This window comes from Mesorhizobium bavaricum (assembly GCF_056781655.1).
Genome location: NZ_CM165566.1, coordinates 1,629,653 through 1,646,744 on the forward strand (window position 1 = coordinate 1,629,653; position 17,092 = coordinate 1,646,744).

The following is a 17,092-nucleotide window of genomic DNA, read 5'->3' on the forward strand; positions in this document are numbered from 1 at the left end:
CGACACTGCTCGGCTTCATCCAGCTTTCAAGGTCAGACCGATCACGTTGACCAGGGCAGCGGCCGCCTGCCGCTGCACCTCGGGATCGCTGATCCGCGCCTTCATGCCTTCCAGCCCGTCCAGCAGCATGTCGGCAAGCAATTGCGTCGACAGGCCCTTGGCCGCTAGATCGACGCCGTTCCTGGTTGCCTCGTCCTGAATCGCGACAGCGATATGTTCGACCAGACCGCCGCGCCAGCAGCCGACCAGATCGCCAAGGCTCGATTTCATGTCCACCAATTCGGCGCCGTGCGGCGAGGCAACGACCGCGCTCATCATCGAGATGAATGCCTCGTCGATGGCTCGCATCATGCGTTCGGCGAAAGCGCCGTCGCCGGCCAGCGCCATTTTTGCCGCTGCGACCGAGCGCGACAGCACCATCATGGCGATGGCGCGGAAAATGTCGGTCTTGTTCTTGAACAGGAGATAGAGCGCCGGGCGTGACATGTCTGCGGCGCGGGCGATGTCGTCCATGGTGGTGCGGGAGAAGCCATAGGCCAGGAACACCTTCATCGCGCCATCCAGGATACGGACGCGTTTGGGGTCGGTGGCGGCGATGTCTTCGGTCTGATTCATGGAGCAACATTATCCTGCAAAATCTCAATTGACAAAATGACGTAAATTGTCAATCTGTTTGAAGGCGAAATGACCGGTTGGCCATTTCGCCTCGGGCTGTGGACGACAACAAAAGGGTATCCCCATGCGCCTCACCGTCGATGGGCAGTCATTCGACATCAACGCCGATCCGCAGATGCCGCTGCTATGGGCGCTGCGCGATCTCATTGGCAAGACCGGACCGAAATTTGGCTGTGGCATCGCCGCCTGCGGCGCCTGCACCGTGCATGTCGACGGCCAGCCGGTGCGCTCCTGTTCGCTCCCGGTCGGCGAGGTCAGCGGCGCCATCACCACCATCGAAGGCATCGCCACGGCGGACAAGCTGCATCCGGTGCAGCAGGCATGGCTGGAGGAACAGGTGGCGCAATGCGGCTATTGCCAGGCCGGCCAGATCATGAGCGCGGTGGCACTGCTCGACCAGGTCGCCGACCCGAGCGACGCCGACATCGACAACGCCATGGGCGGCAATCTCTGCCGCTGCGGCACCTATCCGAAGATCCGCTCGGCCATCAAGAAGGCTGCAGCGCTCAAGACGGCGGGGCTCTGAGCATGGCCAGTGTCGGAAAGATCGCCCGCCGCACGTTTCTGATCGGCGCGGCCGCCGTCGCGGGCGGCGTTGCCGTCGGCTACTACTATTATCGAAGACCGTTTCCGAACCCGCTCGAGGCCGATCTCGGCGAGGGTGAGGCGACCTTCAACCCCTATGTGAAGATCGGCGCCGACAACACCATCACCATCGTCGCGCCGCGCGCCGAGATGGGGCAGGGCATCTCGACCACGCTGGCCGTCATGGTCGCCGAAGAACTCGATGTCGGTCTCGACCAGGTCAAGGTCGAGCATGGCCCGGCGTCCTATGCCTATTACAACGCAGCGATCCTGGAAGAGGGCGGTCCGTTCGCCTTCTTCGACGAGAGCATGACGGCGCAGGCGGTGCGCTCAGGTCTCGGCGTGGTCGGCAAGCTGCTTGCTCTCCAGGCCACCGGCGGCTCGGCTTCGGCGCGCGACGGCTTCGACAAGATGCGCCAGGCGGGCGCCACAGCGCGGCAGTTGCTGATCGCGGCGGCGGCGCAGAAATTCGGCGTTGCCGCCGCCGATCTGGAAACGGCCAATGGCTCGATTGTCCACAAGGCGTCTGGCAAGTCGCTGACATATGGCGCGGTCGCCGCGGCCGCCGCCGCGATGGCGCCGCCGGCCGAAGTCAGGCTCAAGGACAGAGCCGACTGGAAATTGCTGGGAAAGCCGCAGAAGCGCATCGACATGCTGGCCAAGGTTACCGGCGCGCCGATCTTCGGCATCGATGTCAGGCTGCCGGACATGCTTTACGGCACGGTCAAGATGAGCCCTCGCTTCTGGTCGAAGCCGACCAAGGCGAACCTCGCAAAAGCCGAAAAGATGCCTGGCGTAATCAAGATCGTGCCGCTCGAGACGAATTACGGCCACGGCTTCGGCATCATTGCCGAGAACACCTGGGCCGCGTTCAAGGCGGCCGACGCCATCGACGCCCAGTGGGCGGATCCCGAATATCCGCTCAGCAGCGCCGCCATATCAGACGTGCTGAAACAGGCGCTTGGCACCAAGGGCTCGGCGATGCGCGACAATGGCGATGTCGACACCGCCTTCGCCGACGCGCCGCGCGAAAGGATCGTCGAGGCAGACTATGCGGTGCCCTATCTGGCGCATGCAACGATGGAGCCGATGAACGCCACGGCGCGGTTCAGCGATGGTGCCCTCGACATCTGGTGCGGCAACCAGGCGCCGACCCTGGTGCGGCAGCTCTGCGCCAACGTGGTCGGCATCGAACAGGACAAGGTCACCGTCCACACCACCTTCATGGGTGGCGGTTTCGGCCGCCGCGTCGAGATGGATTACGCGCTGTGCGCCGCGCTGATGGCGAAGGAGACAGGCGGGCGTCCGGTCAAGGTGACCTGGACGCGTGAAGAAGACATGCGCCACGACGCCTACCGGCCGGCGGCGGTCGGCAAGTTCCAGGCGCTGCTCGGCGAAGACGGCATGCCGGTCGCCGTCGACATGAAAATCGCCTCGCCATCCATGATAGCCAGTACCTTGCGCCGGCTGTTCCCATCGATATCGCCGCTTGGGCCCGACAAAAGCATCGTCGACGGTGCCTATGACCAGCCCTACACCATCCCGAACTATCGGGTCAGCGGTGTCGCCGCTCCTGTCTCGATTCCCGTCGGCTCCTGGCGATCGGTCGGCAGTTCGATCAACGGCTTCTTCCACGAAGGGTTCATGGACGAGATCGCCGCTGCCGGGAAAGTCGATCCGGTCGAGATGCGCAAGACGCTGATGGCCGCCTATCCTTCCGCCGTGAAGGTGGTGGAGAAGGTCGCCGCGATGGCGAAATGGGGCGAGGTGCTACCCGCCGGCACCGCCAAGGGCATGGCCTTCACGCTGTCCTTCGGCAGTTGGGTCGGCGAGATCGTCCAGGTGGCTGACACGCCGGCCGGCATCCGCATCGAGAAGGTGTGGATCGCCGCCGATGTCGGCACCGCGCTCGATCCGGGCATCATCGAGGCGCAGCTGATTTCCGCCGCCATCTACGGTCTTTCGGCGGCAATGGGACAGGAAATCACCTTCGCCGACGGCATGGTCGAACAGTCGAACTTCCACGATTTCGACGCCATGCGGATCTTCCAGTGCCCGGTCTTCGAAGTCGCCATCCTGGAAAATTTCCACAAGATGGGCGGCGTCGGCGAGGTCGGTACACCACCGGCGGCACCGGCGCTGGCCAACGCCATGTTCGCACTCACCGGCAAGCGCATCCGCACGCTGCCACTGTCGAAGACGGTGGCCTTCGCATGAAGAGGCTCCTCATCATGCTGACGCCTGCTGCCATGCTCGTCCTTGCGACGCCGTTCGCAGTTGCACAAGACAGTCTGGCGCCGGCGCCGGCGCCAGTCGACGCAGCGAAAGGCTTGTCCGAATGGGACAAGATTTATGCGGTGTTCTCGCATCCTCGCTGCGCCGACTGTCATGTCGCGGACGACCGGCCGCGATGGTCCGGCGTGCATTATGGCGGCACGCGCATTCACGCCTTCAACGTCCAGCGCGGTGCTGACGGATCGGGCTTCGGCAATCCGGTCCTGCGCTGTACCACTTGCCATTTCTCCAGCAATTCCAATGGATTGCACGGGCCGCCCGGAGCCGAAAACTGGCGTCTGGCGCCGGCCGAGATGGCCTGGTTCGGCAAATCCTCAGCCGAAATCTGCGCTCAGATCAAGGATCCGGCGCGCAATGGCGGTCGCAGTTTGGAGGATATCGCGCTGCATGTTCGCGACGACAGGCTGGTCGGCTGGGGCTGGACGCCCGGGTCGGATCGTGAGCCGGCTCCGGGCTCGGCCGAAGCAACCTTCCAAACGATCGAAAACTGGATGGCGGTGGGTTCACCTTGCCCGGTACCGTAATGGTCTTGCAACTTTAAGGCTATATTGCGGTGCAACTTTGATGTAGAAACGCGCTTCGCCGATCACGGCAAATTGAACACGGCCTGGCGCGCACCCATATCGGCGACGCGCCCGCGTTATGAGGACGCTGGCCGAATCCGCAGTGGAAAAAACGACGATGAGAATCAGGTTTCACAAGCTTGCAGCCGTTGTTGTGCTCATTGGTTTCGCGGCCTGGATGGCGACAGGTGAGTTTTCGTCGGTCGGCAGCGTCGCCGCCAACAAGGCCAAGGCAGCCGAAGTCGAGCAGGCCAAGGCGCCGAACGCGAACAAGCCCAAGGCGGCGGAAGCCGAGCCGAAAGCACCGCTGCGCACCGTCGCGGTGGTGACGCCGCCGCGCAAGACCTATGCGCGCGCCATCCGCATTTCGGGACTGACCGAAGCCGATAAACGAGCGGTGCTGGGCGCGCGCGTTGCCGGTGTTATCGACAAGCTGCCGGTCAGCCAGGGCCAGCACGTCAAGACCGGCGATCTGGTAATGATGCTTGCCGCGGAAGAAAAGATCTCGATGGTCGACAACGCCAAGCAATTGGTTGTGCAGCGCCAGGCCGAGTTGGAAGCAGCTCTGCGACTGATGAAAACAGGCAATTTGCCGAAGCTGCAGCTCGATACCGCGCGCTCGAACCTGACCTCGGCGCAGTCGCTGCTGAAAACGGCACAGGCCTTGCTCGACCGCAATGAGGTGAGGGCGCCTTTCGACGGCGTCATCGACCGGGTGCCGGTGGAACTTGGCAGTTCCATCATGGAGGGCGGCGAGGTGGCAACCATCCTCAAGCTTGATCCGGTCATTGCCCGCGGCGAAGTCAGCGAGCGCGACCTGCGCTACCTCAAGCTCGGCGACAAGGCCAATGTCCGTCTGGTCAGCGGCCAGACGGTTGAAGGCACCGTGCGCTACATCAGCCGCGACGCTTCGTCGGCGACGCGCACCTTCCGCGTCGAGGTGGCAATCCCCAATGCCGATGGCTCCGTGCCGGCCGGCATGACGGCGGAAATCGCGCTCAACGCGCAACCGACCGACGCTGTCTTGCTGCCGCGCTCGGTGGTGACGCTCGGCGACAAGGGCGACCTCGGCATCCGTACCGTCGGCAAGGACAACAAGGTGGCGTTCTTTCCGATCGACCTCGTCGACGACACGCCGACCGGCCTCGTGCTCGGCGGCATCCCGGCCGATGCGCGCATCATCGTTGCCGGTCAGGAACTGGTGAAGGAAGGCGATGTGGTCAATGCGGTCGAGGCGGACCAGGCGACCATCCAGAAGTTGCTGGGCGAGGCGCCTGCCGGCACGCAGTAGCAACAGTCGCGACAGACTAGCCCTGGGCGGGGACAATCGGCTGCGGCGCAGCTCGTGAAATTCAAGAACAGGCGTTAGCCATGGATATCGTCAAACTTGCGATCAACAATGCCCGCCTGACCATCTCGGTCCTGGTCTTCCTTCTGCTGGCCGGCTGGGTCGCCTATCAGTCAACGCCGAAGGAAGCGGAACCCGACGTTCCGATTCCGATGATGTATGTCAGCCTGATCTATCAGGGCATTTCGCCCGAGGATTCGGAGCGTCTTCTGCTGCGGCCGATGGAAAGCAAGCTGAAGAGCCTGAAGGGCCTCAAGGAAATGCGCTCGGCCGCCTTCCAGGGTGGCGGCTATGTCCTGGTCGAGTTCCAGCCGCAGACCAATCTGGCGACGGCGCTGCAGGACACGCGCAGCAAGGTGCAGGACGGCAAGGCCGACCTGCCGCAGGCGGCCGAGGAGCCTGTTGTCACCGAGGTCAACATCTCCGAATTCCCCGTCCTCGTCGTCACCCTGTCGGGAGAGTTGCCCGAACGGGTGTTGACCGCTGCGGCGCGCGAACTGCGGGACCGGATCGAGGAAGTGCCCGGCGTTCTCGAGGGCTCGTTGCAGGGCGCGCGAGACGATCTCGTCGAAGTCGTCATCGACCCGATGAAACTGTCTTCCTATGGGCTGCAGCTCGATCAGCTGATCGGTGCGGTCGGCGCGTCCAACAGCCTGGTCGCCGCCGGCAACATCGAGGGCTCGGAAGGCAAATACGCGGTCAAGGTGCCGTCGCTGATCGAGACGCCCGAGGATGTCGCGGCTCTGCCGGTGGTCGCCGGTCCCAATGCCGTGGTGCAGGCCAAGGACATCGCGACGATCCGCTCGACCTTCGCCGATGCCGAGACCATCACCCGCCTCAACGGCAAGCCGGCGATCGCCATCGAAGTCAAGAAGCGTATCGGTGCCAATCTGATCGATACGCTCACCAAGGTGCGGGCCGTATCGGATGCGTACGTGAAGACGATGCCGGAAGGCATGAATGTCACCTACACGCAGGACAAGTCTGTCTTCGTCAACCAGTTGCTCGGCGATCTGCAGAACCACGTCATGATCGCCGTGATCCTGGTGTTCATCGTCATTCTCTATGCGCTGTCCGGCCGCGCCTCGCTGCTCATTGGTCTGGCCATTCCATCGTCGTTCCTGATCGGCATCCTTCTGCTGGCGATGATGGGCTACACGATCAACATGATCGTGCTGTTCAGCCTTATCCTGGCCGTCGGCATGCTGGTCGACGACGCCATCATCGTCACCGAGTTCGCCGAGCGACGGATGAGCGAGGGCATGCCCAAGGCGGAAGCCTTTGCACTTGCCGCCAAGCGCATGGCCGGTCCGGTCATCGCAGCGACCATGACGCGCATCGCCGCCTTCTCGCCGCTGCTGTTCTGGCCGGGCATCATCGGCGACTTCATGAAGTACATGCCGATCACTCTGATCGTCACGTTGTCGGCCTCGATGCTCTATGCTCTGGTGTTCGCTCCGACGCTGGGCGCGATCTTCGCCAAGGCGCCGCAGCACCATGAGGATGACAATCGCGACGGCTGGTACATGGCCATCGTCAAGCAGGCGGTGCGGTTCCCGATCACCGTGGTCTTGCTGACTGTTGCGCTGCTGTTCGGTGTCGGCTTTGCCTATTCGAAATACGGTGCTGGTGTCGAGTTCTTCCCAAGCGTCGAGCCCGACTATGGCCTGCTCTACGTGCACGCCCGCGGCAATCTTTCGCTGACCGAAATGGACACCGCGACGAAGATTGCCGAGAACCGGCTGCTCGGCTGGCCGGGCATCAAATCGGTCTATACCCGCGTCGGCAAGACGCAAGGCGGCGGCCAGGATGTCCCCGAGGACGTTGTCGGCGTCATCCAGTATGAATTCATCGACTGGCGCGAGCGCAAATCGGCGAACCAGATCCTGGACGAGTTGCGTGGCGTCATGGCCGGCATTCCCGGCGTCGATGTCGAGGTGCGCGTGCCCGAAGCCGGTCCGCCGACCGGCAAGCCGATCCAGATCAGGCTTTCGGCAATTGACCCCAAGGGGCTCGACGACAAGGCGCGCGCCGTCGCGGCTCGCATTGGCAAGGTGCCCGGCGTCATCGATATTTCCGATGGTCTGCCGCCGCCTGGCGTTGACTGGGCGCTCGAGGTTGACCGCGCCAAGGCGGCGCAGTACGGCATCAGCCCGACTTCGGTCGGCACCGTGGTGCAGCTGGTGACCAACGGGCTGAAGCTCAGCGAATACCGACCGGCAGGCGCTGACGACGCCGTCGATATAAGGCTGCGTCTGCCTGAAGATCGGCGAACGCTGTCGACGCTCGACGAGCTTAGAGTGCAGACCGCACAAGGCTCGGTGCCGATCTCGAATTTCGTCGTGCGCAAGCCGGAGCCGACTGTCGGTATTCTCAACCGCATCGACGGCGCCCGCACGGTGGTCGTCCAGGCCAACGTGGCCGCCGGCACGCAGGTTGCAGCCGTACAGGCTGAGGTCACCAAGGCCGTCGCTGATATGGATCTTGGCAGTGGCATACGCTGGAAGCTGGCCGGCTCCAACGAGGATAGCGCCGAGGCCAGCGCCTTCCTTGGCAAGGCCTTCGGGGCGGCGATCTTCCTGATCTTCCTCGTGCTTCTGATGCAGTTCAACAAATTCACCAGCGTGCTGATGGTGCTGTCCTGTGTGGTCATGGCGACGATCGGTGTGTTCCTGGGGCTGCTGTTGACGGGAGAGGCATTCGGCATCGTCATGTCGGGCATCGGCGTCATCGCGTTGGCCGGTGTGGTGGTGAACAACAACATCGTGCTGATCGACACCTATGACCGGCTGCGCGAAGAAGGCTGGGACAAGATGGAAGCGGTGTTGCAGACCTGCAGGGAACGCGCCCGCCCGGTGGTGCTGACGGCGGTGTCGGCGATTCTCGGCGTGCTGCCGATCGCCTTCGGCCTCGGTCTTGAAATCTTCCATCACGAGACAACGATCAACGCGCCGTCGACGCAATGGTGGATTTCTCTGTCGTCGGCGATCGTCTTCGGCCTGTCCTTCGCCACCCTGCTGACGCTGGTGGTGACGCCGTCGATGCTGATGATCTTCACGCGCAGCAAGAACAGCCGCTTCTACGCGTTTTTCCGTCGGATATTCCGGCGCGGCAAGGGAAAGGTTTCAACCGGCACGCCGGGCCTGGATGTGGGTGACGAGCCGGCCATCGCTTTTCCAAAGGCGGCCGAATAAACCTGTCTGCGAACCACTGACAAAAGGGCCGCCCGGAACAACCGGGCGGCCTTTTGCATTGTCCCCCAAGGGCAATGCGACGAGTTGTCCCCGGAGCAATGCAAAAGCATTGTCTCGTAGCAACGCCAAAGCGTTGTGTCGTAGCAAACGTCGAAGCGCGGGGTTCCCATGCCGATCACCACCATTATCATCATCGTCCTGATCCTTGTCCTCATCGGCGCGGTGCCGACATGGCCGCATTCGCGCTCCTGGGGTTATGGGCCGTCGGGCATTGTTGGCGTGGTGCTGGTGGTGCTTCTGCTGTTGCTGTTGATGGGGCGGCTCTAAGCCGCCTTTTCAGTCGTAGAGAGGCTTTTCAGTGTGAAGAGATGGGGCGGGGCATGCGATGGCCGCGCACGCGCCGTCCATATCAGGCAGCCTTCGCAACGCCCTTCATGGTGGTGATGCCGATGTCCTCGAGAGCCTCGGCGATCGCCTGATCCAGCGGCGTGTGCGGGATCGCATCGATGATGCCTTCCAGCCTTGCCGAGGCCAGCTGATGCGGCTCGAAGCGCAGGTAGGACATCGAGACGATCTCACGCCACATCGCCACGAACGGGCTGCCGGCGCGCAGCACCCACCAGGCCATCAAGGTCATCTTGAGCGGGCGTCCAAGCGCCGTCTCTGCCGCTGCCTTGATCTCCCGGTCGGTGACGGCATGGCCCGGGAAGTTCAACGCTTCGTAGGAGCCGAGCTTGTCCAGGTTTTGCGCCAGTCCAACGAAAGCCTTGGCCAGATCCGGGAGGTAGGCCCATTCATGCACCAGATCGACCGGGCCGGGCGCGGTGTAGATGCCCTTGTTCATCTTGGCGGCGACGACCAGATCGAACCATGAGCCGCTGCCGGAACCGCCGAAGAAGTCACCGGCCCGCAGGAGAATGGTGCGGACGAGGCCCGCGTCGGCCTCGCGGCGAAACAGGTCTTCCATGGCGACGCGGATGCGGCCCTTCTCGGTCGTCGGGTGGAATGGGGTGTCTTCGGTGATCACTGCTGGTATCGGCGAGCCGAAATTGTAGACGTTGCCCGGAGCAAGGTGCAAAGCGCCGTTCGCCCGGCAGGCGGCCATGACGTTCTCGGCCATCGGCAAGCACTTGACCCATTCGGTGTAGATCGGGTTGAGGCCGTTGAAGATGATGTCGACACCTTCCGTGGCACGGATAAGCGCTTCGCGGTCGAGCCCGTCACCGGCAACGGCCGTGGCGCCGTTGAGTTCGGCCGGTACCTTGCCGCTGCGGGTGACGGCGCGGACATCATAGCCGGCGTCGATGAAGGCCCTGGCGACCACGCGGCCGAGCCGGCCATTGGCACCGAGAATTGCGATCTTGGTCATTTTTCGTCTCCGTGTTGATGTTTGCAGTCCGAATATGGTCCCCTCGCATGCGAATGGAAATTGACTATGGATGGGGTTCTGATAGTCAGAAATGAATGACTGAAATCGACTGGAATCTGATCAAGAGTTTCGTCACCGTGGCGGAAACCGGCAGCCTGTCGGCGGCCGCGCGAAAGCTCTCGGCAAGTCAGCCGACGCTCGGCCGTCACATCGGCGAGCTCGAACAGGCGCTGGGTGTCACGCTGTTCCGGCGTGGGCGGCGCGGCTATGAACTGACGGAAGCCGGCAGCACGCTGTTCGAGCGCGGCAAGGCGGTCAGCGAGCAGGCAAGCGCCTTTTCATTGCTCGCGCTGGGTTCGGTCGAGGCGATCGAAGGTACGGTGCGCATCGCTGCCAGCGAGGTGGTCGCGGCCTATGTGCTGCCGGAGATGACGACGCGGCTCGGTATCGAGGAGCCCGGCATCGAGGTCGAGATCGTTGCTTCGAACCAGGTCGAGAACCTGTTGCGTCGCGACGCCGACATCGCCATCCGCATGGTCAAGCCGGCGCAGAATGAGCTGACGGCGCGCAAGGTCTGCGATATTCCGCTCTGCGCCTGCGCGGCCAGATCTTATCTCGACAGGCGCGGCCGCCCGCTGGAGCCCGCCGACCTTGTCAACCACGACCTGGTCGGCTTCGACCGCAGCGATGACATTATCCGAGGCTTTACCCAGTATGGCATTCCCGTCGCCCGCGGCAGTTTCCGCTTCAGGGCCGATAACCAGATTGTCTTGTGGGAGGCGGTGCGGGCGGGAAACGGCATCGGTCTCGGCCAGGAGCCGCTGGCCGACCGTGATCCATCGGTGGAGAAACTGCTGCCTGGCCTGCCACTGCCGGTGCTGCCGGTGTGGCTGGCCATGCATCGCGACGTGCGCACCAGCGTGCGCATCCGCCGCGTGGCGGATTTTCTCTACGAGGAACTGAAGCGCTATTCGGCCGGCGCGGCCGCGAATTCGGCGCGGTGAGCGAGCCCGGCCATCAGCAACACGACGATCAGCAGTCCCGACATGGCAATGAAGATCGGGCCGAAGCTTGAATGTTCGGCAACGAAGCCGATCGCTGACGGCGCCACCAGAATGCCGGAGTAACCCATGGTGGTGACGACGCTCATGCCGGTGCCCGACGACATGCCTTCCTGATTACCGCCGGCCGAGAAGATGATCGGCACCATGTTGGCGATGCCGAAGCCGCACAAGGCAAAGGCCGCGATGGCGAGCCAGGGCGAGGGTGACAGGCCGGCCACCAGCATGCCGGCGGCAGCGACGATCGCCGAGCCGCGCAGCGTCGTCACCGCGCCGAAGCGATTGCGGACGCCGTCGCCAAAGAAACGCATGATCGCCATGACGCCGGAGAAGGCAGCGTATGCGAGGCCGGCAATGGCGAGGTCGGCGCCGAGCTCCTGCCGCAGATACAGCGCTGCCCAGTCGAGCACCGCGCCCTCGGAGATCATCGTCAGCAGCGCCATCAAGCCGACGAGGTAGACCAGCGGGTTTGCCGGCAGCGTGAATTTATGATGCTCGGCCGCCTGCGGCCTGTCCTCGCCGACCAGATGGCCAACCGCCACCGCGATCACAGCGAAGGCAAGCGCCGTCACCACGGCTGCGTGGGTGAGGTGGCCATAGTTCTGGATGGCGAAGCCGCCAAGCGCGCCGCCGGCGAAGCCACCAAGGCTCCAGAAGCCGTGCGAGGACGACATGATGGCGCGGGAGAGACGCCGTTCGACCACCACCGCATTGGCATTCATGGCGACATCCATGCCGCCGATCGAGCCGCCGAAGACGAACATGGCGATGGCCGCCAGCGGCACGTTGGGCGCCAGCGCCACGACCAGCAGGCCGAGGCTGCCGCAGAGACCGAACCAGCGCAGCACGCTGCGCGAACCGTGTTTCGAGATCAGATGGCCACACCAGGTCATGGCGGTGACGGCGCCGGCGCCGAACAGCAGGATCAGCAGGCCGAGCGTGAACTTCGTGATCTCCAGCCTGGTCAGGAACACCGGGATCTGCGGCGCCCAGCTGCCGGTCAGGAAGCCGTTGGCGAGGAAAATAGCCGCCACGGCCCATCGTCCGCGAATGGCAGTCAGCATGGCATTTGACGCGTTCATAAGGCGAATCCGGTCCGAAAATGGCTTCCGGCGGCAAATTAGATCGATTCAATTTTCAGTCAAGCACTCTCTCGGGGAAAGCGTTTGGGCCAAACCTGGCCCTTGGAAGCGATCGAGGGGTATCCGGGTTGAACGAGTGCGGTTCATCGTTTCACGGAAACGCCGAACCGCTCTATCTGTTTGTTCTGACGCAATTCCCTTAGGGAAAGCGCTGCGCGCTTTTTGCGGGAAAACCGTTTCACACTTTTCCGGGAATTGCTCTAGTGGTCCCTGGGCCGCCTTGCCTCGAATTCGGCCTTCTTGGCGTCCGAGGATTCGGTCTGGTTGAGCGCCTGCCACTCGGTATAGGGCATGCCGTAGACGATCTCGCGCGACTGGTCCTTGCCGAGGTCGACGCCGTCGGCATTGGCTGCTTCGCGATACCAGTTCGACAGGCAGTTGCGGCAGAAGCCGGCGAGGTTCATCAGGTCGATGTTCTGCACGTCGTTGCGCTCGCGCAGATGCTCGACCAGGCGGCGAAAGGCGGCAGCTTCGAAATCGCGCTTCTGCTCGTCGCTGAGTTCGGTCATCGAAACCTCCTTGCGGCTCTAAATCGGCCCGGTGCGGGAGCCGAATTGCTTGACCACATGTATATCGGGACGGTGGTCGATCGCGTCAACGATCGGCGCCAAACGCTGCGCCCACGCGATCGCGCCCTTCTGGTCTGATATCAGGTCCTGGCGGATCTCGATCAGCACATGGGCGAAGCCATTGACGATGGCGTGCTTGTACATGGTGTCACCGCGCAAGGCGCCGTCATAGGGTTCGTTGTCGCCGACCACGAGGCTCTTGTCGTCGGCCAACATGTCGATCAGCGGCCGCGCCACCCGGTCATCCAGATCCCACAGGATGCCGACATGCCAGGGACGTTGGATCCCTTGCATGGCCGGGGTGAAGGAATGCACAGAGAAGATGAAGGGCGCCTGGGCGGAGGCCTGCGCGACCGAGGCGATCATGGCCCCGACGGCGTCGTGATAGGGCCGGTAGAAGCGGTCGAGCCGTCTTTCGCGCTCCGCGGCAGCAATCGGATAATTCCCGGGCACAACGGTGCCGTCGTAAAGCTGGCGAATGAGCGTCGGGTCATCTTCGCCGCGATTGGGATCGATCAGCAGTCGCGAAAAATTGGCCAACACCGCCGGCACGCCGAGCAGAGCAGCCAGTTCGCGCGTCACCGCCTCGACGCCGATGTCATAGGCGATGTGGCGATCGAATTCCGCCGGCGGCAGGCCGAGGCTGCCATAGTCCTCCGGCAGGTCGCGGCGGGCATGGTCGCCCAACAGCACAATGCCTCGCTTGCGGTCGCCTTCGACGATGTCGACAGGCGCGAAAACTGTGGATCGGGTCATTGGCGGGAAATGGTCTGTTCGCGGGCTTCCGGGGAGGGTGCTATCGTCATTCCACGAAGACGACGCTTGCGCAATGCCGTTGTTTGGCCAAGGTTTCTGCGGAAATCTGGCAGAAGTTGGCGAATTGTGCGCCGGAGCCTTTCTAAATCGATTGGAATTGGACAAAACGGTGCGTTGACATGCGCCCGGACTTTTCCGAAAAGGGGCGCAGAGAGATGCTGATGTGGTTCTTGAGGGGTTTTCGGATGGTTTCCGCCGGCAGGCAGCGCATGCGCTCTGCCTTTGCCATGCCGCTCCTGACCCTTGCCGTGGGCCTGTCGGCGATGGTCATGGCCTCGCCGGCGCGTGCCGATTTCCGTGTCTGCAACGCCACGCAGAACCTGGTCGGCGTCGGTATCGGCTATCGCGCCAAGGCCGGCTGGATCACCGAGGGCTGGTGGCACATCGAGGGATCAACTTGCAAAACGTTGATCGAAGGGCCGCTGTCATCGAGGTTTTACTATCTTTATGCAGAAGACGCCGAGCGCGGTGGACGCTGGGACGGCCCGATCAACATGTGCGTGGCTGAAAAAGAGTTCAAGATCGCCGGCGTAACCGACTGCGTCGCCCGGGGCTTCCAGCGCGCCGGATTCCAGGAATATGACACGGGCGAACAGGCAAGCTGGATGGTCCAGCTGACCGATGAGCCCGCAACGGGAGGCGCTCCAGCCGCCCCGGGAACAAACAGTCAATGAGACGTAGCCGCAAGGTCAAGATCCTAGCCACCATCGGTCCGGCCTCTTCTTCCGAAGAGATGCTGAAGAAATTGTTCGAAGCGGGCGCCGATGTGTTCCGCATCAATATGAGCCATACCGACCATGAGCTGATGCGCACGCTGGTCGGACGCATCCGCGCCGTCGAGGAAGCGGTCGGCCGGCCGATCGGTATCCTGGCTGACCTGCAAGGCCCGAAGCTGCGCGTCGGCAAGTTCGCCAATGGCAAGGAAGTGCTGACCGTCGGCCAGACCTTCACGCTCGACGACAATCCGGAGCCCGGCACATCGACCAGGGTCTATCTGCCACATCCCGAAATCCTGAGTTCGGTCGAAGCCGGTCATCGCTTGCTGATCGACGACGGCAAGCTCGAATTGAAGGCGGTGAGAAGCGGCGACGGCAAGTCGATCGTCTGCACGGTCATTGCCGGCACCACGATTTCCGACAAGAAAGGCGTCAGCCTGCCCGACACCGATCTGCCGGTCGGCGCGCTGACCGAGAAGGACCGCAAGGACCTCGATGCCGTGCTGTCCACGGGCGTCGACTGGGTGGCGCTGTCGTTCGTGCAGCGGCCGGAGGATCTGGCCGAAGCGCGCAAGATCGCGCGCGGCCGGGCGCTGATCATGGCCAAGATCGAGAAGCCGCAGGCGGTTGCCCGGCTGGCCGAGATCATCGAGCTGTCCGACGCGCTGATGGTCGCCCGCGGCGATCTCGGTGTCGAGATGCCGCTCGAGGCGGTGCCCGGCATCCAGAAGCAGATCACGCGCGCGGCGCGCCGCGCCGGCAAGCCGGTGGTGGTGGCGACGCAGATGCTGGAATCGATGATCACAGCCCCCGTGCCGACCCGTGCCGAGGTGTCGGATGTTTCGATCGCCGTCTTCGAAGGCGCGGACGCCATCATGCTGTCGGCGGAGTCCGCCGCCGGCGCCTATCCGGTCGAAGCGGTGGCGATGATGGACCGCATTGCCACCAAGGTCGAAACCGATCCGACCTATGCCGGTATCATCAACGCGCAGCGCTCCGAGCCGGAAGCGACCGGCGCCGATGCCATTTCGCTGGCCGCCCGCGAAATCGCCGAGACGCTGAAACTGTCGGCGATCATCACCTACACGGCGTCCGGCAACACCGGCCTGCGCGCCGCCCGCGAGCGTCCGCAAGTGCCGATCATCGCGTTGTCGCCGATCCTCAACACGGCGCGGCGGCTGTCGCTGCTGTGGGGCACGCATTGTGTCGTCTCGCCCGATGCCAGCGACCTCGACGACATGGTCAACCGCGCCTGTCGCATCGCCTTCGACGAAGGTTTCGGCAAGCCGGGCGACCGCGTCATCATCACCGCCGGCGTGCCGCTGAGGACACCGGGTTCGACCAACATGCTGCGCATCGCCTATGTCGGATCGGACGTGCAGGCCAGCCGGTAAACGGGGTCGCCTGAACCACGAGAGCGGTTCATCGTTTCACGGAAACGCAGAACCGCTCTATCTCCTTGTTTTGACGCAATTCCGGACGGAAAACCCTTACACACTTTTCGTGGATTTGCTCCAGGCGTGATCAGGTCGGCGCGAGTTCGGCCTGCGGCACCTTGATGTCGGCGCATCTGCCGGCGCCGTAAGCGTCGCCGGCGATGCGCGCCTCCACTGGCCCGGCCAGCGCCTGCAGATCGATATCCTTGCCGGCGACCTTCTCGATGGCGCCGACGACGAGGTCGGGCACGATCCAGTCCGGCTTGTGGCCGAGATTGTGCACCCAGACGAGTTCGGCGCCGGCTATGTCGCGGACGAGGCCGACCGAATGAATCTCCGCATAGACGACCTTGTCGCGGTCGCCCGAAAGGACCACGGTCGGCGTCTTGATCTCGTTGTAGTGCGGGGCGGCGCCAAGCGCATAGCGGTAGAGCCCGGCGACATCGGTGGCGTTGGCGCGAAACGCCGATGGCCGCAGCACCAGCGGGATCGAGCCCAGGCTGAGATAATTGTCCGGCACCTTGTTGGGCGAGAACACGCAGGTCGTGGCATCAGCCATCTGCAGCGTTCCCGCCGGATAGGCCAGCGTCTCGGAAAACAGCCAGCCGATCACCGGAATGGTCGTCAGATCATAATACCAGGAGGTTGCGCCGCCTGGCCAGGGATGGGTCGCCGGCGCGAGGAAGACCAGCCCGAGCGTTTTGTCCGGATGCTCGTGGCCAAAGGCCGTGGTCACCGCGCCGCCGAAGGAATGGCCGACGATGACAGCCTTTTTCATGCCGAGACGGTCCATCAGGGCGGCGATGGTGTTGGCCTGGGCCGACGGATCCTCGTTGTTGCCCGGGCCGCGCCCCGACCAGCCGAACCCCGGCCGGTCGAAGAACAGCATTTCGGCGCGGCCTTCGAGCAGCGGCCGCAACGGCAGCATCTGATCCCTGAGATTGGCGCTGGCGCCGTGGATGAAGACGATCGGCGGCAGGTCTGCATTGGCCGGCGCCGGAACATGGACATAGTGGATGCGGGCGCCCCCGATGTCGGCAAAGTCGCCGATCGACGGGTTTCGCCGCTCGATCAGCCACGAGCCGACGCGGGTGACGGCGACAAGGCCAAAGACAAGCGCCATCAGGAAGGCGAGGGCAGCGTAGATCAGGTTCATGCGGGGGAAATACGGGCTGGAGGTGAATTAGTTCTGGGTATGCCTGATATTTTCAAGGTGAGGCCGGCCTGCGACGGGGCGTCCTGTGCTCCCGGTGCTCACGTACCCAAAAGTACGCCCCGCTCCGGTTCTCGGACACCGCCATTCTCGGCTCGGCCTGACCTGAA

16 protein-coding genes are annotated in these 17,092 nt (G+C 63.5%); 9 read left to right on the forward strand and 7 right to left on the reverse strand.

Translation table 11 applies throughout. The features are described from left to right. Nucleotides 1-15: 15 nt before the first annotated feature. Nucleotides 16-615 (reverse strand): TetR/AcrR family transcriptional regulator, encoded by a 600-nt coding sequence (locus AC1RZR_RS07915; protein WP_477269237.1) that lies wholly within the window; start codon nucleotides 613-615, stop codon nucleotides 16-18. 124 nt (nucleotides 616-739) lie between these two features. Here AC1RZR_RS07915 and AC1RZR_RS07920 point away from each other — a divergent pair, with 124 nt between their 5' ends. From AC1RZR_RS07920 to AC1RZR_RS07945, 6 genes are all read left to right on the forward strand, one after another. After that, nucleotides 740-1,201: a (2Fe-2S)-binding protein gene (locus AC1RZR_RS07920; protein WP_477269239.1), complete on the forward strand. Its 462-nt coding sequence runs from the start codon at nucleotides 740-742 to the stop codon at nucleotides 1,199-1,201. Nucleotides 1,202-1,203: 2 nt separating this feature from the next. Then, nucleotides 1,204-3,477, forward strand: a complete 2,274-nt coding sequence (locus AC1RZR_RS07925; RefSeq protein ID WP_477269241.1) for a xanthine dehydrogenase family protein molybdopterin-binding subunit — start codon at nucleotides 1,204-1,206, stop codon at nucleotides 3,475-3,477. Next, complete coding sequence (locus AC1RZR_RS07930) at nucleotides 3,474-4,079, forward strand: hypothetical protein (protein WP_477269243.1); 606 nt, start codon at nucleotides 3,474-3,476, stop codon at nucleotides 4,077-4,079. Before AC1RZR_RS07925 ends, AC1RZR_RS07930 begins: the two co-directional genes overlap by 4 nt. 157 nt (nucleotides 4,080-4,236) lie before the next feature. Then, a complete protein-coding gene (locus tag AC1RZR_RS07935) occupies nucleotides 4,237-5,409 on the forward strand; it encodes an efflux RND transporter periplasmic adaptor subunit (protein WP_477269245.1) in 1,173 nt (390 codons plus the stop codon). An 80-nt stretch (nucleotides 5,410-5,489) separates the two neighbouring features. Then, a complete protein-coding gene (locus tag AC1RZR_RS07940; RefSeq protein WP_481828163.1) occupies nucleotides 5,490-8,660 on the forward strand; it encodes an efflux RND transporter permease subunit in 3,171 nt (1,056 codons plus the stop codon). Between the two features lie 168 nt (nucleotides 8,661-8,828). After that, on the forward strand, nucleotides 8,829-8,987 hold the full coding sequence (locus AC1RZR_RS07945) for a DUF3309 family protein (RefSeq protein ID WP_477269248.1): 159 nt from the start codon (nucleotides 8,829-8,831) through the stop codon (nucleotides 8,985-8,987). An 82-nt stretch (nucleotides 8,988-9,069) separates the two neighbouring features. Here AC1RZR_RS07945 and AC1RZR_RS07950 read toward each other — a convergent pair whose 3' ends face one another. After that, nucleotides 9,070-10,029 carry an NAD-dependent epimerase/dehydratase family protein gene (locus AC1RZR_RS07950; RefSeq protein ID WP_477269250.1) on the reverse strand — a complete coding sequence of 320 codons (960 nt, stop codon included), beginning with the start codon at nucleotides 10,027-10,029 and terminating at the stop codon, nucleotides 9,070-9,072. A 95-nt stretch (nucleotides 10,030-10,124) separates the two neighbouring features. Here AC1RZR_RS07950 and AC1RZR_RS07955 point away from each other — a divergent pair, with 95 nt between their 5' ends. After that, on the forward strand, nucleotides 10,125-11,033 hold the full coding sequence (locus AC1RZR_RS07955; RefSeq protein ID WP_477269252.1) for a LysR family transcriptional regulator: 909 nt from the start codon (nucleotides 10,125-10,127) through the stop codon (nucleotides 11,031-11,033). Here AC1RZR_RS07955 and AC1RZR_RS07960 read toward each other — a convergent pair. The 4 genes from AC1RZR_RS07960 to AC1RZR_RS07975 form a co-directional block, all read right to left on the reverse strand. Then, the gene (locus AC1RZR_RS07960; RefSeq protein WP_477269254.1) at nucleotides 10,997-12,172 is read right to left on the reverse strand and encodes an MFS transporter; all 1,176 of its coding nucleotides are present in this window, start codon (nucleotides 12,170-12,172) and stop codon (nucleotides 10,997-10,999) included. The genes AC1RZR_RS07955 and AC1RZR_RS07960 overlap by 37 nt on opposite strands. 260 nt (nucleotides 12,173-12,432) lie before the next feature. Then, nucleotides 12,433-12,741, reverse strand: a complete 309-nt coding sequence (locus AC1RZR_RS07965) for a DUF1244 domain-containing protein (RefSeq protein ID WP_481828164.1) — start codon at nucleotides 12,739-12,741, stop codon at nucleotides 12,433-12,435. A gap of 18 nt (nucleotides 12,742-12,759) precedes the next feature. Beyond that, complete coding sequence (locus AC1RZR_RS07970) at nucleotides 12,760-13,557, reverse strand: N-formylglutamate amidohydrolase (protein WP_481828165.1); 798 nt, start codon at nucleotides 13,555-13,557, stop codon at nucleotides 12,760-12,762. Nucleotides 13,558-13,699: 142 nt separating this feature from the next. Next, complete coding sequence (locus AC1RZR_RS07975; RefSeq protein WP_477269880.1) at nucleotides 13,700-13,888, reverse strand: hypothetical protein; 189 nt, start codon at nucleotides 13,886-13,888, stop codon at nucleotides 13,700-13,702. On the opposite strand from AC1RZR_RS07975, the gene AC1RZR_RS07980 reads away from it, so the two are divergent. Together AC1RZR_RS07980 and pyk are read left to right on the forward strand one after the other, a co-directional pair. Then, on the forward strand, nucleotides 13,845-14,291 hold the full coding sequence (locus AC1RZR_RS07980) for a DUF1036 domain-containing protein (protein WP_481829039.1): 447 nt from the start codon (nucleotides 13,845-13,847) through the stop codon (nucleotides 14,289-14,291). The two genes, AC1RZR_RS07975 and AC1RZR_RS07980, sit on opposite strands and share 44 nt — an antisense overlap. Then, nucleotides 14,288-15,727 (forward strand): pyruvate kinase, encoded by a 1,440-nt coding sequence (pyk, locus tag AC1RZR_RS07985; RefSeq protein ID WP_477269262.1) that lies wholly within the window; start codon nucleotides 14,288-14,290, stop codon nucleotides 15,725-15,727. The genes AC1RZR_RS07980 and pyk overlap by 4 nt, the downstream gene beginning before the upstream one ends. A gap of 130 nt (nucleotides 15,728-15,857) precedes the next feature. Here pyk and AC1RZR_RS07990 read toward each other — a convergent pair whose 3' ends face one another. Then, nucleotides 15,858-16,925, reverse strand: a complete 1,068-nt coding sequence (locus tag AC1RZR_RS07990) for an alpha/beta fold hydrolase (protein WP_481828166.1) — start codon at nucleotides 16,923-16,925, stop codon at nucleotides 15,858-15,860. Between the last annotated feature and the right edge of the window lie 167 nt (nucleotides 16,926-17,092).

Coding starts and splice junctions, on each gene's coding strand:
- AC1RZR_RS07915 (WP_477269237.1), bottom strand. CDS start 615: ATGAATCAGACCGAAGACATCGCCGCCACCGACCCCAAACGCGTCCGT.
- AC1RZR_RS07920 (WP_477269239.1), top strand. CDS start 740: ATGCGCCTCACCGTCGATGGGCAGTCATTCGACATCAACGCCGATCCG.
- AC1RZR_RS07925 (WP_477269241.1), top strand. CDS start 1,204: ATGGCCAGTGTCGGAAAGATCGCCCGCCGCACGTTTCTGATCGGCGCG.
- AC1RZR_RS07930 (WP_477269243.1), top strand. CDS start 3,474: ATGAAGAGGCTCCTCATCATGCTGACGCCTGCTGCCATGCTCGTCCTT.
- AC1RZR_RS07935 (WP_477269245.1), top strand. CDS start 4,237: ATGAGAATCAGGTTTCACAAGCTTGCAGCCGTTGTTGTGCTCATTGGT.
- AC1RZR_RS07940 (WP_481828163.1), top strand. CDS start 5,490: ATGGATATCGTCAAACTTGCGATCAACAATGCCCGCCTGACCATCTCG.
- AC1RZR_RS07945 (WP_477269248.1), top strand. CDS start 8,829: ATGCCGATCACCACCATTATCATCATCGTCCTGATCCTTGTCCTCATC.
- AC1RZR_RS07950 (WP_477269250.1), bottom strand. CDS start 10,029: ATGACCAAGATCGCAATTCTCGGTGCCAATGGCCGGCTCGGCCGCGTG.
- AC1RZR_RS07955 (WP_477269252.1), top strand. CDS start 10,125: ATGACTGAAATCGACTGGAATCTGATCAAGAGTTTCGTCACCGTGGCG.
- AC1RZR_RS07960 (WP_477269254.1), bottom strand. CDS start 12,172: ATGAACGCGTCAAATGCCATGCTGACTGCCATTCGCGGACGATGGGCC.
- AC1RZR_RS07965 (WP_481828164.1), bottom strand. CDS start 12,741: ATGACCGAACTCAGCGACGAGCAGAAGCGCGATTTCGAAGCTGCCGCC.
- AC1RZR_RS07970 (WP_481828165.1), bottom strand. CDS start 13,557: ATGACCCGATCCACAGTTTTCGCGCCTGTCGACATCGTCGAAGGCGAC.
- AC1RZR_RS07980 (WP_481829039.1), top strand. CDS start 13,845: ATGCCGCTCCTGACCCTTGCCGTGGGCCTGTCGGCGATGGTCATGGCC.
- AC1RZR_RS07975 (WP_477269880.1), bottom strand. CDS start 13,888: ATGACCATCGCCGACAGGCCCACGGCAAGGGTCAGGAGCGGCATGGCA.
- pyk (WP_477269262.1), top strand. CDS start 14,288: ATGAGACGTAGCCGCAAGGTCAAGATCCTAGCCACCATCGGTCCGGCC.
- AC1RZR_RS07990 (WP_481828166.1), bottom strand. CDS start 16,925: ATGAACCTGATCTACGCTGCCCTCGCCTTCCTGATGGCGCTTGTCTTT.